13 protein-coding genes are annotated in these 16843 nt (G+C 41.8%); 5 read left to right on the plus strand and 8 right to left on the minus strand.

The window, feature by feature from the left end; translation table 11 throughout:
* Nucleotides 1-26: 26 nt before the first annotated feature.
* On the plus strand, nt 27-731 hold the full coding sequence (locus tag HYG89_RS00430; protein WP_004971542.1) for a CoA transferase subunit A: 705 nt from the start codon (nt 27-29) through the stop codon (nt 729-731).
* 3 nt (nt 732-734) lie between these two features.
* Nucleotides 735-1373 (plus strand): CoA transferase subunit B, encoded by a 639-nt coding sequence (locus HYG89_RS00435; protein ID WP_004971544.1) that lies wholly within the window; start codon nt 735-737, stop codon nt 1371-1373.
* A 270-nt stretch (nt 1374-1643) separates the two neighbouring features.
* Here HYG89_RS00435 and HYG89_RS00440 read toward each other — a convergent pair whose 3' ends face one another.
* The 4 genes from HYG89_RS00440 to HYG89_RS00455 form a co-directional block, all read right to left on the minus strand.
* A complete protein-coding gene (locus tag HYG89_RS00440; protein WP_178865546.1) occupies nt 1644-3128 on the minus strand; it encodes an OmpA family protein in 1485 nt (494 codons plus the stop codon).
* A 231-nt stretch (nt 3129-3359) separates the two neighbouring features.
* A complete protein-coding gene (locus HYG89_RS00445; RefSeq protein WP_178865548.1) occupies nt 3360-4595 on the minus strand; it encodes a dihydroorotase in 1236 nt (411 codons plus the stop codon).
* A gap of 10 nt (nt 4596-4605) precedes the next feature.
* Complete coding sequence (locus HYG89_RS00450; RefSeq protein WP_004971550.1) at nt 4606-5622, minus strand: aspartate carbamoyltransferase catalytic subunit; 1017 nt, start codon at nt 5620-5622, stop codon at nt 4606-4608.
* A gap of 305 nt (nt 5623-5927) precedes the next feature.
* On the minus strand, nt 5928-6317 hold the full coding sequence (locus HYG89_RS00455) for a hypothetical protein (protein WP_104851793.1): 390 nt from the start codon (nt 6315-6317) through the stop codon (nt 5928-5930).
* A gap of 326 nt (nt 6318-6643) precedes the next feature.
* Here HYG89_RS00455 and rlmKL point away from each other — a divergent pair, with 326 nt between their 5' ends.
* Nucleotides 6644-8848 carry a bifunctional 23S rRNA (guanine(2069)-N(7))-methyltransferase RlmK/23S rRNA (guanine(2445)-N(2))-methyltransferase RlmL gene (rlmKL, locus tag HYG89_RS00460; protein WP_004971555.1) on the plus strand — a complete coding sequence of 735 codons (2205 nt, stop codon included), beginning with the start codon at nt 6644-6646 and terminating at the stop codon, nt 8846-8848.
* A gap of 73 nt (nt 8849-8921) precedes the next feature.
* Here rlmKL and HYG89_RS00465 read toward each other — a convergent pair whose 3' ends face one another.
* The 3 genes from HYG89_RS00465 to HYG89_RS00475 all read right to left on the minus strand — a co-directional run bounded on the left by HYG89_RS00465 (nt 8922) and on the right by HYG89_RS00475 (nt 13748).
* On the minus strand, nt 8922-10205 hold the full coding sequence (locus HYG89_RS00465) for a DUF945 family protein (protein ID WP_178865550.1): 1284 nt from the start codon (nt 10203-10205) through the stop codon (nt 8922-8924).
* A 228-nt stretch (nt 10206-10433) separates the two neighbouring features.
* The gene (gene clpB / locus HYG89_RS00470) at nt 10434-13013 is read right to left on the minus strand and encodes an ATP-dependent chaperone ClpB (RefSeq protein WP_004971561.1); all 2580 of its coding nucleotides are present in this window, start codon (nt 13011-13013) and stop codon (nt 10434-10436) included.
* A gap of 312 nt (nt 13014-13325) precedes the next feature.
* A complete protein-coding gene (locus HYG89_RS00475) occupies nt 13326-13748 on the minus strand; it encodes an OsmC family protein (protein ID WP_070156041.1) in 423 nt (140 codons plus the stop codon).
* 148 nt (nt 13749-13896) lie between these two features.
* Between HYG89_RS00475 and crp the strand changes: the two genes are divergently transcribed.
* Both crp and HYG89_RS00485 read left to right on the plus strand, forming a co-directional pair.
* On the plus strand, nt 13897-14601 hold the full coding sequence (gene crp, locus HYG89_RS00480) for a cAMP-activated global transcriptional regulator CRP (RefSeq protein WP_004971566.1): 705 nt from the start codon (nt 13897-13899) through the stop codon (nt 14599-14601).
* A 204-nt stretch (nt 14602-14805) separates the two neighbouring features.
* Complete coding sequence (locus HYG89_RS00485) at nt 14806-15855, plus strand: NADP(H)-dependent aldo-keto reductase (RefSeq protein WP_178865552.1); 1050 nt, start codon at nt 14806-14808, stop codon at nt 15853-15855.
* Nucleotides 15856-16024: 169 nt separating this feature from the next.
* Here the strand turns inward: HYG89_RS00485 and HYG89_RS00490 are convergent, their stop codons facing one another.
* On the minus strand, nt 16025-16807 hold the full coding sequence (locus tag HYG89_RS00490; RefSeq protein ID WP_004971571.1) for a M48 family metallopeptidase: 783 nt from the start codon (nt 16805-16807) through the stop codon (nt 16025-16027).
* Nucleotides 16808-16843: the final 36 nt, after the last annotated feature.

Below are 16843 nucleotides of genomic sequence, written 5' to 3' on the forward strand. Positions count from 1 at the left end.
CCGTGCAGAGAATAAAGAGGTGACAAATGTCCAATAAAGTATATGACAGCGCACAAGCTGCATTAAATGGCGTGGTTCAAGATGGGCATACCTTGGCGGTGGGTGGTTTTGGTTTATGCGGTATTCCTGAAGCCTTGATTGCTGCGTTAAAAGATACAGGTGTGAAACAGCTGACTTGTATTTCCAACAACGCAGGGGTCGATGGTTTTGGTTTAGGCTTATTGCTTGAAACCAAACAAATTAAAAAAATGATTTCATCTTATGTCGGCGAAAATAAAGAATTTGAACGCCAGTTTTTAAGCGGTGAACTGGAAGTTGAACTTACCCCGCAAGGCACACTGGCAGAAAAATTACGCGCAGGCGGTGCGGGTATTCCTGCATTTTTCACCCCAACAGGTGTAGGCACTGTCATTGCAGAAGGCAAAGAAGTCCGTGAATTTAACGGCAAAGATTATATTTTAGAAGAATCTTTGACCGCAGATGTCGCTTTGGTCAAAGCCTACAAAGCAGATAAAGCGGGTAATCTTATTTTCCGTAAAACAGCACAAAACTTTAATCCTGTTTGTGCTATGGCAGGCAAAATCACCATTGCCGAAGTTGAACAAATCGTTGAAATTGGCGATTTAGACCCCGACGAAATCCACTTAGCTGGTATTTATGTGAACCGCATTGTCCTCAATGCAAGCCCAGAAAAACGGATTGAACAAATGACTTTAAAGGCGGAGGCTTAAGACATGGCTTGGACGCGTAATCAAATGGCGCAGCGCGCTGCACAAGAATTAGAAGATGGTTTTTATGTCAATTTAGGCATTGGCTTACCCACACTGGTCGCCAATTATATTCCTGAACATATCAATGTCTGGTTACAGTCCGAAAATGGCTTGCTTGGCATTGGTGAGTTCCCAACTGCCGAAACTGTAGATGCCGACCTGATCAATGCAGGTAAACAAACTGTGACAGCGCGTAAAGGTGCGGCTTTTTTCTCTAGCGCAGATTCCTTTGCCATGATTCGTGGCGGGCATGTCAATATCGCTATTTTAGGGGCAATGGAAGTTTCTGAACAAGGCGATCTTGCCAACTGGATGATTCCCGGCAAGAAAGTTAAAGGTATGGGCGGTGCAATGGATTTGGTTGCAGGCGTACAAAAAGTTGTAGTGCTGATGGAACATTGTGCCAAAGATGGTACGCCTAAAATTGTATCGCAGTGCAGTTTGCCACTCACAGGTAAAGCGGTGGTGCATCGTATCATTACCGACTTAGGCGTGCTTGATATTACTCCACAAGGCGTAAAGTTGATTGAACTTGCACCCGATGTCAGTTTTGATGAAATTCAAAAAGTCACAGGTGTTGCCTTACAAAAAGTCGCAGCTTGATGAATTTATCTCGAGTGAATAACCCTCTCCTTTGCAAGTTTTGATGCACTGCTTTAAAACTTAATACAAGGGAGAGAGTTTATTTTGACTCCTATACTTTTCCACTCAACAAAACCAATAAATCACTGATTTATAAAACGATTCCACTAAACCAAAAAACATTTAAAAAATCACTTTCAATTTCGATATTTGCACAATACTTCGGGATTGATCCACAATAAAAAAGCCTTCACTTTGCAAAGTGAAGGCTTACAAGAAAATAGACCTATTTTAAGATTGAGGCGCCTTTTGCTCTACCACGCCAGCATCTTCCACACTACGCACCGTGCCTGTATCTACATTCAAGACTTCAAACTCAATACGGCGGTTTTTAAATTGACCTTCTGGCGTTGCATTTGCCGCAATCGGCTGCTCTGAACCAAAACCAATGGCTTGCAATTGACCCGGATTTACACCACGTGATACTAAATAATCGACCACTGCTTGCGCACGTTGTTGTGACAAAGTTTTGTTGGCATTGGCATCACCTACGGCATCGGTATGCCCTTTCACGGTTAATTGCACTTGTGGCGCGCGCTGCATCAATATCGCAGCCTGATCTAAAATAGACTTATTGGCTGCTGGAATTTCAGTCGATGCAGAATCAAAATTAATGATTTGCATATTGAGTGCCGTCGCAATATCCAAAGCTTGAATATTGTCAGGATTAATTGCAGCCAAAGCCTGCTCGGCATTGCTAATACTGCTGGTTACAGCCTGATTAACATCGGTTACTGTAGTTTCTGCAGGTTGCTGAGTCACTACAGTCATGTTTTTAGCCAATGGACGAATTTGACTGGCTAAACGCTCTGCATCGGCAGGGTTCGCGGCTTGAATAGACAGTTGATTACCCACCCAGTTTAAATTGACATTCGGTACACCTTTCAGCATTTTTAAAACGCTTGGAATCACGTCCTGATCAATAAATTCCGAATGATAGTTGGCAAAGTTTTCTGCACCACAACCTGTTGGATGATTGAAAATTTGCTTCACTTCATTCTGCAGAATTTCCATATAGCTTGGATTATTCAGCAAAATTTGACAGGTCACCAAATTACCATCACTGCCTGTACTGACTTGCAACATTGCAGCCTGATTGGCTGCCACTTGGGTCTGTGTGGTTGCAGGCGCTTGGTTGCGGTCACTACATGCACGGAATAAAAATGCCAATAAACCAATTAAAATAATTAAAGCTAAAATTGGCAATAACCACGAACGGCGTTCTTCTACTGGCTCAGTCACAATGACTTCAGGTGCTTGATGTACGGTTTGGCCCGCAGCATTATTTACCCCCAAAGCAGCCAATAATGCTGTTGCCCACTGCGGTAAAGCCGCCTGAATTGAATCTAAATTGTTTTGCAGTAAATGCTGAATTGCAACTCGGTCAGATGAACCTGCCTGATTTTCCAAAAAGTTTAAACTTGGTGCAATTGAACGATTCAGGGTGTTTTCAATTTCGGTTTGCGGTGCTGTGCCGCTGACCAAATCTAAAAACTGCTGTTTTAAAGATAGATTTGAACCAAATACATCGCCCACACGTGGATTCAGTTGTCGCAGCAGATTATCAATCAGTTCAGGTCGTGAATTTAAAATAGACAATAAAATGGGATAAAAACTATTTAATGCCTGATTTTTTTCAAGCAAATGCTGGGTTTCCCCTTCCAATACAATGGATGACACACTTTGTTTGAGCAAGTCTATAAAATCTGTTTGCATATATATGCCCTCTTTTTTGTCTTTGTTTTCAAGTTGTTTTTTAGTGTATATGCTTAAAATTTAAACAAATGTAATAAATTGTGGTGTTTTGATTTTGTTGTGAAATTTGAGTCAACGGAATGTAGAGTCTCTTCTTCGATTTTCTATTTGGGGATTGTTAAAATTCAATAAAAAAGCCAGCCGAAGCTGACTCTTATTTAAACTTGAAAATAAAATATCAATCAGAGCATATTAAGCAGTAAAGACGCGTACTGCTTTGCCTTTTACAACTTGATTAATCAAAGGCGTATTTTTGCCTTGTGACACAATCGTTTCTTTGTTCAGTGTCCATTCCACTTCTGGATCAACCAAGACCCAACCCGCTTCCTGTTCCCAACGACTTTGCATTTTTGCCACACGCGCAGGTGCAAGTGTCACTTTTTCTACCCATTCCAATGGACTGAACAGACCTTCCTGAATCAGTTGAATCCCAAATGGAATATAAGTATCAAATGCAGTAAAACCTGACAAAGTATCTGCAAATGGTGCCATTTTTGCAGAGCTATTTAACGGCTCATGATGAGTACAAATCGCATCAATCACACCATCTTTTACACCTTGACGCAGTAATGCTTTGTCTTGCTCTGAGCGCAGTGGCGGACGTACATGCGCTAACGAGTTAAAACCATCAATAATTTGATCGGTTAAATGCAGTTGATGCATCGCAATATCACAAGTGACAGGTAAACCTTTGGCTTTAGCTTGTTGAATCAATTCAACTGATGCACCACAAGACAATAAGCCAAAATGCGCACGTACACCTGTGGCTTCAATCATCAGCAAATATTTGGCAATCGCTACGGTTTCTGCCAAAGTTGGAATCATAGGCAAGCCCTGACGCGATGCAATAAAACCTTCATGCACACAGCCATCTTTAGCAATTTGCGGTTCTTCGGCATAGAACACCACGGTCATGTCCAAACCTGCAGCATATTCCAGTGTGCGAATCACGACATCATCATCTTCAAAAGGTGCATTGGCATTGGACACTGCACTACAGCCGCCTTTTTTCAGTCCCGCCATATTGGCAGGCTGCTTGCCGTTTAAACCTTGAGTTTGTGCACCAATCACTTCTAAATAAATGCCACCATCCAACATGGCTTTTTCGACCAAACCATGAATGAGTGCACCGTTGTCTTGCACGATTGGTTTAGAATCGGGTGGCGTAAATAAGTGCAGAATTCCGTTTTCACGTGCGGCCTTGCCTTCAGATTTGAGCGTGCCATGTTGTTGCTGACCAGGTTCACGTAAACGTGCGCATAAATCGACCATAGTTGGCATGAGCCATTGACCTTGGGCATCTATACTTTCGCTAATATCTGCACTTTCTGCAACCAACTTGCCATTTTCAAGATATACCGTTTGTACGCGGTCAATTTGCTGGATTGGGTCAAGCACACGTACATTTTCAATTTTTACAATCGCCATGACTTTTTCCTTATACCGCAATCGCGTCAATCAAACCTTGTTCTTGCAATTGACCTTGCATCGCCAAGGCCAATACCGCCATACGTACCGCAATACCGTTGGTTACTTGATTTAAAATCACCGATTGAGGCCCATCGGCAATGCTTGAATCAATTTCGACACCACGGTTCATTGGACCAGGATGCATCACAATACAGTTTGGTTTTGCAAGCGCCAAACGCTCTTTGTTTAAACCGTACATTTTGTAGAATTCGGCTTGTGAGGCAAGTGCTGGCGAATCAATACGTTCATTTTGAATACGCAGGGTGATAATCACGTCGCAATCTTTAATGCCTTCTTCCATTTTGTTAAATAAACGCACGCCTGCGCCATATTCATCAAAACCGTAGGGCAACAAGGTGTTCGGTGCAATCACGCGAATGTCTTTACAGCCCAGTGTTTGCAAGGCAGCCACATCGGAACGCGCCACGCGTGAATGTTTGATATCACCAATAATCGCAACACTTAATTCTTCATAAGGTCGTTGGGTTTCACGGCGAATGGTCAGCATATCCAACATCGCTTGCGTTGGATGTGCATGACGGCCATCACCCGCATTAATAATGGCAACCTTTGGGCAAACCGTTTTAGCAATAAAATGTGCTGCACCTGAAGATGAATGACGCACCACAAAAATGTCAGCAGCCATCGCCTCTAAGTTCCACAAAGTGTCACGCAAAGTTTCACCTTTAGAGGTACTTGAACGGGCAATATCAATATTGAGTACATTGGCAGAAAGACGCTTGGCTGCGGCTTCAAATGTGGTGCGGGTACGAGTAGAGTTTTCGAAGAACAAATTCATCACCGTGCGCCCTTCGAGCAAATTATTGGTGATCAGTTGGTTTTGTTCATTGAAAAAGGACTGTGCTGTGTCCAGAATTTGGGTGAGGGTTTCTTTGGAAAGACCTTCGATGGTTAAAAAGTGTTTTAAATGCCCATCTTTATTCAATTGAATCTGGCTCGGAGTATGCAATGCCGCCAAATGCATGAGAGATTCCTTATACGTTAAGTTAACGCATTATACAGAAATTGATTTGGCAAAGCAGTGTAACTTGGCATGATTTAGTCAAAAGAAACTTATGATTTTAAAAATTAAGTCATGCAGACTCATCTACACTTTCTTTCATGCTTAATACTCTACAAAGCGATGTGAAAGGATGGCATTTATATTTAACTGCTCTGCTAGCCAATCATCTTGATATGAGCTTGATGAACATCTGGTGGGTCAATCTTCGCCTACAACTGCCTACGCAACCTTCAGGCTATGTAGGCATAGTCTGTACAATTCACCGTTTAACGCAATGCCCCTATATAATGATGGGACACCTGCGCCCGATAAATTTCTTCAGCTGTAGGTTCAGTCAAGTCATCTATATTTTCTATATTTTCTACTGCATCTAATTGCTGCGCTTCAGTCTGTGGCGACGTTATTTCTGCATCAGCATCCATTAAGTTAGCCAATATACTGTTTAAGCGCAGCGCATAACGGCACAATTCCTCATCGTGTGTAGCGAGCGCCAATTGCAGCACAGCACGTGCATAGTCTGAATTTTCAACCAGATACATGACATCAATCACACGTCCACTGACCCGTCTTAATCGCGTATAAATTAAAGTGGCAACTGAAAAAATCTCGTTATTTGCTGTTAAAGCCTGTGCCGTGTTTAAAGTAGCCGTGGTCATTTAAATATTCCCCTTATCGCTTCATTGTTGTTTTGCAGTGTTTGATGCTCATCTGCAAAATGTTCACCATCACAACAATGTATGAGCAAAATACATACCAATCATGTGAATATTCAGGTTTTTATTTTCCGCAATACAATCACTCAAAATTTTTTAGAGATGTCATTACATCCTCATTGCCTTTTTAGAAAAAAACAGTAAAAAATGCCCTGAAGCTCTTCAAACCTAGACCTTTAAAATTCTGCACGATTCACGCTAAATCACTAAGTTTTCTAGCACAAAATACGGTAAAATAGCCGATTGCTGAATTGCTTTTGGAAATTTTCATGAATTCGAAACCCCGTCTTTCTACATATTGGGTCACCTGTGCAGATGGACTTGAAACCTTATTGCAAGAAGAAATGCAAGGTTTAGGTATTCAAAATATCGAACGTTTACCGGGTCGTTTAATTTTCAAAGGCACACTCGAAAATGCCTATCGTGTCTGCATGTGGTCACGTTTAGCCTCACGTGTCCTTACACCAATTCACACACACGAAATTGAATTTAGTCACGACGCGCGCGATGTAGCCGAAGAGCTTTATGAAGGTGCGCTGAGCTTTGACTGGTCACTGATTTTTGCGCCACAAAGTACTTTTGCAGTGCGTTTGCATATAGAGCGTGACATTAAAGTGAACAGCCAATTTGCGACCTTGCGCGTTAAAGATGGCGTGGTCGATTCATTTATGGATGCAGTGGGCAAACGTCCAAGCATTGACATCAAACAGCCTGAAATTACCTTATACGTGTTGGCAGGTAAAAAAGAACATACATACTGCCTAGATTTATCTGGCGATTCACTGCATAAACGCGGCTATCGTCGTTTTATGACCGATGCCCCAATTAAAGAAAACCTTGCCGCAGCGATTCTGCAAAAAGGTCAATTACAACAAATCCAACCCGACATTATTTTAGACCCAATGTGTGGTTCGGGTACGTTTATTATTGAAGCATTGATGATGCTGACTGACCGTGCACCGGGTTTGGTACGTCGTTTCGGTTTTAACGGTTGGCAAGGTCACGACCATGAATTATGGATGAGCATTAAAGCAGAAGCGGCTGAACGCCATCAAACTGCATTACAACAACCATTGCCAAAATTTTATGCTTTCGATGCCGACTGGGAAGCAGTCAAAGCCACCAAGCAAAATATTATTGCAGCAGGTTTTGAAAGTCTGCTCGATCAGATTCAAATTGAAGAACGTACTTTGGCTGACTGGCCCGACTTTCAAGCCGAAGGTAAAAAGGCCTTTATTGTAACCAACCCACCTTATGGTGAGCGTTTGGGCGATAAAGCCTCGAACCGTGCCTTATATTTGGGTCTGTCTGCCCTCTTGCAAAAGCATTTCCCAAATCAAAAAGCAGCCGTCATTGCAGCCCAAGTTGAACAAGCCGATGTGTTGGCTTTCAATGACCCGCAAATTTTACGTTTGATGAACGGTAAACTGCCAATTTATGTCCGTTTTGGTACGATCAAACCTGCAACATTCGCACGCCCATTCTTAGCAGATTGGCAACCGCAACAGTTTGAACCCATTGAAGGCGCAGAAGATTTCACCAACCGTTTGCAAAAAAACATGCAGAGCCTGAAAAAATGGGCGGTGAAAGAAAATGTGCATTGCCTGCGTTTATACGATGCAGACTTACCTGACTTTAATGTCGCAGTCGATTTATACGGCGACCGTTTGCACGTGCAGGAATATGCGCCGCCGAAAAAAATTGATCCTGAAAAAGCCAAAAAGCGTTTTAACCTTGCCTTACAAGCCATTCGCGCTGTCACAGGTTTAGGGCGCGATGCGGTATTTATTAAAACCCGTGCCCGTCAGGAAGGTAAAAACCAGTACACCAAACAAAGTACCGCCTCGAAGCGTTTTATTGTGCAAGAAGGTCAGGCTAAAATTTTGGTTAACCTCACCGACTACCTAGATACAGGCTTGTTCCTTGACCATCGTCAAATGCGTTTACGTATTGCCAAAGAAGCACGTGGCAAGCACTTCCTAAATTTATACAGTTATACCTCAACTGCAAGTTTACATGCCGCGCTTGGCGGTGCAGCAAGTACCACCAGCGTCGATTTATCCAATACTTATTTGAATTGGTCTAAAGAAAACTTTGTATTGAATGGTTTAACGGTAGACCATGCCGATGAACAACATCAATTCTTTGCCAGTGATTGTTTTGAATGGCTCAAAGAAGGTCATGAACAATATGATCTGATCTTTATTGACCCACCAACTTTCTCAAACTCTAAAAAGTTCTACGGAACATTTGACGTACAACGCGACCACGTTTCTTTAATTAAGCGTGCCATGAACCGCTTAACCACAGGCGGAACGCTGTACTTCTCCAACAACTACCGTGGTTTTGAAATGGATGAAGAAATTGAAGCCATGTTTGATGTGCAGGAAATTAGCCATGAAACCATTGGGCAAGATTTCAAACGCAACACCAAAATCCACCGTGCTTGGAAAATTCAGCACCCGCCTGTTTAAATAAACGATATGGCAATACAACAAAGCCTGTTCATTTGAACAGGCTTTGTTTTATCGTAGATCAGTATCTAGATTATTGACCAGTTAAAAACTTCTTTTCACCATATTGATAATGCATCGACAGTTTAAATTCATCACCATCACGTTGAATTTGCTGATTGCTTTGCATCGCACTGAGTATCTGTTCCAACTCTTGATCAGACATGCTTTTACCTGCAGCATTCATATAATTATTCATAATGGTTTTGACCACTTGCTTGTTAAAACTCACATCGGTTTGCATTTCCAATAAACTTGGGAACATTTTCGCTAAGCCTTCTACAGTGGTTTGATGCCCTGGCATCACTTTACCAACCAAATCTGCCCGAATACTGCCCGTGCCTAATTTCAACTGATTCTTCTTGGATTCGAACTGAAAGCCCTCATTAATCACAGCCAACAAGGCTTGTTGAACTTCTTTCTCAAAGTTTTCCGCTTCTAGGCATGAGTTGTTTTGTTTTTGCACAATATCAAGAAACGTCTGCATTTTACTGCGCTGCAAGTTTTTAACATCCCAATTCACTTGCAGGTCTTGCATGGCAGGCACATTATTTAAACCTAACTCGGCAATTTTAAATTTCGATTGAATATCTACCGTGCGCTCATGCAGTTGAGTATCCATACGCCAACTGAAGTCTTTCATTTTGCCTGAACCCACTGCTTTTGGGTCTTGACGCTGCATTTCTGCAATACTGAATTGGAAATAGCCCGGCTCTAAAGACTGCACATTCAAAGCCTGATTGGTTTTAAACTGCATGCCTTTTACTTGAAGATGTCCAAATTGATCCAGCACCGTCAATTGAGGCACATCAAAACTCATATTTACAATTTTCTGCTGCCCCTGACTTTGTTTCGCCTGAAACTCAATCTGCATAGGAGAAAATTTAGCTTCAAGTCCTGCTTCTTTTTTCTCTATAGCAGGTATGCTCAATTTCGTGGTCGATACACCCAACCAATTCACTTGCGTTGTCACATTTAGAGGCTGCTGAAAGAACTCGGAAAATTGTCCCTGCCCTTGTTCCAGATTCATTTTAGAATCAATTTGGTAACCTTTCCATGTCCGCTGAATTTGATCTTGTCCGTGAAACACCAGTTTTTCTTTAGCATTACATGGGTCTGCAATAATGGTCATTTTCCATTTGGCAGTACCTGTTAAAGTCCCCATGTCGTAGTCCGTATATTGGACGCTCACATTGGGTACAGGATTTAAATTTTGTTGATAATGCTCACGCAGGCTCTTATCTGCATATAAATTTCCTGCAGTGACAGCTCCTACCAACACTGCAACCCCCATTCCACCCCATACTATTTTTGACATAGATTCTGCTCAGAATTTATCTATTCTTATTGAACAATAAATTATAATTAATCTTCTTTAAAAAAGATAATTGTTTTGCAAATAAATCACTTAAATATAATATTCATCACAAAATATTAAAAATAGCTGTCATTTTTTACCAAAAATTTTACTTATGTGACCTAAATTGTCAGTCATAAAAAACCCAGCCGAAGCTGGGTTTCTTAAAAGTTGCTTACACATAGCCAATTAGCTGAGTTTCATTTTTTCAAACAGCAAATGACCATTTTCAGCTTTAATTAAAATCGTATCACCTGCAACAAAGTCACCTGCGAGGATTTTTTGCGCCAATGTGTTTTCCACTTGTTGCTGAATTGCACGTTTCAATGGACGCGCACCGTAGACTGGGTCAAAACCTGCTTCAATCAATTGATCAAATGCAGTATCGTCTATCGACAAGCTCAAGTCGCGTTCGCTTAAACGCGCACGTAAACGATCCAATTGAATATCGGCAATGCCACGAATTTGTGCTTTTTCCAGTGAATGGAACACCACCAACTCATCAATACGGTTAATAAACTCAGGGCGGAAATGTTGTGAAACTGCGGCCATGACCACGGTACGCACTTCTTCACGTGTTGGATTGTCACCCAATTCACGTACTTCGTGTGAACCCAAGTTAGAAGTCATCACAATTACAGTGTTCTTAAAGTCCACCACGCGACCTTGCGAGTCGGTTAGGCGTCCATCATCCAACACCTGCAACAAGATGTTAAATACGTCTGGATGGGCTTTTTCCACCTCATCAAACAGCACCACACTGTACGGTTTACGACGTACTGCTTCGGTTAATACACCACCTTCTTCATAACCGACATAGCCTGGAGGCGCACCGACCAAACGGCTGACCGAGTGTTTTTCCATAAATTCAGACATATCAATCCGAATCATGGCGTCATCGCTGTCAAACAAGAAGTTCGCTAACGCTTTGGTCAATTCTGTTTTACCTACCCCTGTTGGGCCAAGGAACAGGAACGAACCACTTGGACGGTTAGGATCAGACAAACCTGCGCGTGAACGACGTACCGCATTCGACACCGCCACCACAGCTTCATCTTGCCCCACCACACGGTTATGCAAGAAATCTTCCATGTGTAGCAATTTTTCACGTTCACCCTGCAGCATTTTCGATACAGGAATGCCCGTTGCAGCACTCACGACTTCAGCAATTTCATTGTCCGTAACTTTGTTACGCAATAATTTTGGTTCTTCTTTCTCTTCAACCAACTCATCTTGTGCCAGTTGTTTTTCCAACTCAGGAATCACACCGTATTGTAAACGTGACATTTCCGCCAAGTCATTTTCACGCTGCGCTTTTTGCAATGCCATACGTGCCTGATCAAGCTGAGTCTGAATTTGCTTAGTGCCTTCAACCAAGGTTTTTTCCGCTTTCCAAACTTCTTCCAAATCATTGTATTCATTTTGAACTTCAATAATTTGTTTTTCCAGATGTGCAACTTCAGCACGGCTGCCTGCATCTTCATCTTTCTTCACGGCTTCAAGTTGCAGTTTTAATTGAATTAAACGGCGCTCTAATTTATCTAAGGCTTCAGGCTTAGAATCTAGCTCCATTTTAATCCGTGACGCTGCCTCATCCACCAAATCAATTGCCTTGTCGGGAAGTTGACGGTCAGTGATATAACGGTGCGACATTTTAGCGGCGGCAATAATCGCCGAATCTAAAATTTTAACCCCGTGGTGCACTTCGTAGCGTTCTTTCAGACCTCGTAAAATTGCAATGGTGTCTTCTACACTTGGCTCATCAACCAATACTTTTTGGAAACGACGCTCTAAAGCCGCATCTTTTTCAATATATTGACGATACTCATCTAAAGTAGTGGCACCGACGCAGCGCAATTCGCCACGCGCCAATGCAGGTTTCAACATATTGCCTGCATCCATGGCACCATCGCCTTTACCTGCACCCACAAGTGTGTGTAATTCATCAATAAATAAGATGACTTCACCTTCTTGTTTCGCCAAGTCTTTTAAGACCGCTTTTAGGCGTTCTTCAAACTCACCGCGATATTTCGCACCTGCCAACAATGAGCCCAAATCTAAAGATAAAACACGTTTACCTTTTAAGCTTTCTGGCACTTCACCATTCACAATACGCTGCGCCAAACCTTCAACAATCGCAGTTTTACCCACACCAGGTTCACCAATGAGTACTGGGTTGTTTTTGGTACGGCGTGACAACACCTGAACGGTACGGCGAATTTCATCATCACGACCAATTACAGGGTCTAGCTTGCCCGCCAACGCACGTTCGGTTAAATCGATGGTATATTTATTGAGTGAGTCACGTTGATCTTCGTGATTATTGCTCATGACTTTTTCATCCCCTCTAATTTTGTCAATCACGCTACGCAAACTATCTGAGGTCACGCCTACACTGTTCAGTAGTGTTTTGGTCGCGCCCACTTCGGTCAAACCCAGCATCAACCAATCAGTTGACAAGAACTCATCACCTGCTTTTTGGGCAAAACTGTCAGCCAAATTCAAGGCTTTAACCGCATCTGGACTTAAGTTGATATCGCCTGTTGGATTGGCCAAAGTCGGTGCATCAGCAATCGCTTGCTGTAATTTGCTTTGCAAATCACGTAGGTTTGCGCCTGCTTGTTGTAATAAACTGACATTGGAAGCTTCTTCGAGCAAAGTCGCCAATAAGTGAATGCCTTCAATGGCAGTATGATCTTTCCCTATCGCGAGAGATTGGGCATCGGATAAAGCTTGCTGTAGGCGGTTGGTAAACTTTTCAAAACGCATTCTTGTTATTCCTCACAACAAATTGTGTACTTGATGGATATATGGGAACGCAGGCGTAAATTTCAATTAAATTTTTTATATATTTTTCAAAATCTTAATTAAAATTAACGGTTAGATTTCAATTATAATATTGGACTGATTAAAGTAAATTTCAAGTTTAATCTGGTAATTTTTTTATAGTGAGTTGAATTATTGACATACACTTATATATCAACAAATTAAAGGCTTCTGATTATTATTCATGCAAATAGAAATATTTAGTTACAATGATTGGCAAATATACCAACCATTGTATGACCTATCAGTCAACGCTTAATCTTGTTCAATAATTTCAAAATCATGGCTAATTTCAACACCACCATCAGATAGCATTTTACTGGCAGAACAGTATTTTTCTGCTGAAAGTTCAACCGCCTTCGCGACCTGCTTTTCCTTAACAGCCTTGCCTTTGACCACAAAATGCAAATGAATTTTGGTGAACACTGCAGGGATGCTATCGGCACGTTCTGCTGTTAACTGACATTCAACATGCGTCACTTCTTGGCGTGATTTTTTTAAAATAGTCACAATATCGAATGAAGCACAACCACCAAGTCCCATTAAGATTAACTCCATAGGACGTGGACCACGGTTTTCACCACCATATTCTGCGGATCCATCCATCACTACAGAATGACCACTTTCTGATTTGGCTTCAAAAGCAACGTTCTCTAACCACTGAACACTTGTTTGCATTGCAACTACCTAAAAAAAACTATAAATTGACACGGGTATTTGTACACTAACATAACTTGAGTTGATAAGGAATTTCATCTCTACTGTGTGACAAGTTCAGACTAGGTCTTGTGCGATCTATTATTTATCCATTTTCGGAACCGTTAGCATGACTTCAAACTTTTCACAGCTGAGCACTGATGCATTGTCCCCTGGACAACTGCCTGACTCAGTCAAAGCATTATTAAAACGTGCATACATCAACCGTTATCCAAAACGGACAACTATTGTTGATGCGGGGACTGAATCTAAATCGTTATATTTGATTTTAAAAGGTTCAGTATCAATTATTCTTCGCGAAGATGATGATCGCGAAATTGTTGTGGCATATTTGAATCCAGGCGACTTTTTTGGGGAAATGGGTCTGTTTGAATCGAATCCACAACGTACTGCAGAAGTTCGTACTCGTGATGTCTGTGAAATTGCAGAAATTACTTATGAAAACTTCCACGAACTCAGCAAACAATATCCTGACTTAAGCTATGCCGTTTTTGCACAGCTGGTACGTCGTTTAAAAAATACTACACGTAAGGTAACTGACCTTGCCTTTATAGATGTGTCTGGTCGTATTGCACGTTGCTTGATTGATCTTTCTGCGCAACCAGAAGCCATGATTTTGCCAAACGGTCGTCAAATTCGTATTACACGCCAAGAAATTGGTCGTATTGTCGGCTGTTCACGTGAAATGGTCGGGCGTGTTCTAAAAACACTTGAAGAACAAGGCATGATTGAAACTGATGGTAAAGCCATTCTGATTTTTGATGCTTCTTTGGAGCAAAATGAATCCACTGATGGCAACTTTGATGACGAGTAAACCATCTATATGCTCATTAAAAAAGCAAATCTTCGGATTTGCTTTTTTATTACCAGCTGTTAACTTTTTACCATTTTCAATTATCAAAATACCATTATTGCTGTCACTACAATGAAGTAGCAATTTTCGCAGCCACAAGTGGCGCAAAATGGTTTCAGCTCTTGTAACATCAATATATACATATAATCTTGAGCGAGAGACAATATGCAATTTAAACCATTGGCAAAAACAGGCATTCTAGTTCCAGAAATCTGTTTAGGCACCATGACATTTGGTGAACAAAATACCCAGCAAGAAGCCTTTCAACAACTCGATTATGCGCTAGAACGAGGCTTATTTTTTTGGGATACCGCAGAAATGTATCCCGTACCACCAAAAGTAGAAACTCAAGGTGCAACCGAAACCATCATTGGCAATTGGTTACAGCAACGTGGCGGACGTGACAAATTATTTTTAGCCTCTAAAATTGCAGGCCCTTCGCAAGGCGGCAGTCATATTCGAGACGGCAAAACCCGCTTTAACGCAGAGGATATTCATTCTGCACTGGATGGCAATTTAAAACGCCTGCAAACCGACTATATCGACTTATACCAACTGCACTGGCCACAACGCCCAACCAACTTTTTTGGCAAACTTGGTTATGGCAACCAAGAAGCACAAAATACGCAAGAAGTAACCGACCTTGCTGAAACCTTAACCGCGTTGCAACAAGAAATTCAAAAAGGACGGATTCGCTATATAGGTCTGTCGAATGAAACCCCTTGGGGCACCATGAAGTTTTTACACTTGGCAGAACAATTAGGATTAAGTAAATTTGTCAGCGTACAAAATCCATATAACCTACTGAATCGTACTTATGAAATTGGCATGTCTGAAATCGCCCATTATGAAGGTGTTGGACTACTCGCCTACTCACCTTTGGCTTTTGGTTATTTAACTGGTAAATTCCGTCATGGCGCACGCCCTGCCAATGCACGTGTCACGCTATATTCACGTTTTAGCCGTTACAGTAATCCACAAAGCGAATGGGCAACCGAGCAATACGCCCAACTTGCAGAACAACACGGCTTGAGTTTGACGCAACTGGCGCTGGCATTTATCAAGCAGCAATTTTTTGTGACAAGTACCATTATTGGCGCGACGAATATGGCGCAACTCAAAGAAAATATTGATGCCTTTGACATCACCTTATCAGATGAAATTTTACAAGGCATTGAAGCCATTCATCGTCAACAACCCAATCCAGCGCCTTAATTTTATTTTAAGCACTGCTTTAAAATGAAATTAAAAATATGAACTCAGCAATAACTCATCATTTTTATGCTGTTTAAAGTCAAAAAGTCTTCATAAAAAAAGATGCGCATAAAACCATGCGCATCTTTTTTGTGTTTTATCTTAACCAGTTGAACTGGCTGAGGTCATCTTAACGACGACTTTGGTTATATAGCGCTTGTGCTGCTGGCAAGTTTTTACGCATTGCTTCAATACGCTGACTGTTCGATGGGTGAGTCGATAAGAAGGACGCACCGCCGCCACCTTCAAGCTTGTTCATTTTTTCCCAAAGGGTAATTGCAGCTTGTGGGTTATAACCTGCACGCGCCATCAGCATTAAACCACCCTGATCGGCACGACTTTCCAAATTACGTGAATATGGCAAGCCAATCCCAATTTGGGTACCCAATTGCGCTGCTGCTGCACCCAATTGACCAACGTTATTGCCTGCCGCACTTAAACCTACGTTCAAGGCAATATTGGTTAAAGCCTGTGCACCAATTTTACTTTTCGCGTGTTCTTCTAAAGCATGCACCATTTCATGCCCCATAATTGCGGCAATTTCAGCATCAGTTAAATTCAGTTTATTCACAATACCAGTGTAGAACACCACTTTACCACCAGGTGCGACAAAAGCATTGACTTGATCAGACTTAAGTACCGCCAATTGCCACTGGAAAGGCTGACCTGTTTGGTTCATTTGATTGGCATGTGGGATCAAACGCTGAAACACAGTATTGATACGTTTATACGTGGTGGAGCTTGTGTCTAACTGATTTTTATTGCGTGCGTCTTGCACCATTTCATTATAGCTTTTGGTAGCAGTTGCATTTAAGGTCGCAGTATCTGCACCCGCCATGTCTGCAACAGTCGTACACCCTGAAACTGTGATTGCGCCTGCGGCACATAAACTTAACATCAGTTTTTTGTTCATTATAATAATCTCCGCCTTGCGAGCTATCTTCATAAC

The organism is Acinetobacter sp. SwsAc5 (assembly GCF_013391485.1).
GTDB lineage: Bacteria > Pseudomonadota > Gammaproteobacteria > Pseudomonadales > Moraxellaceae > Acinetobacter > Acinetobacter towneri.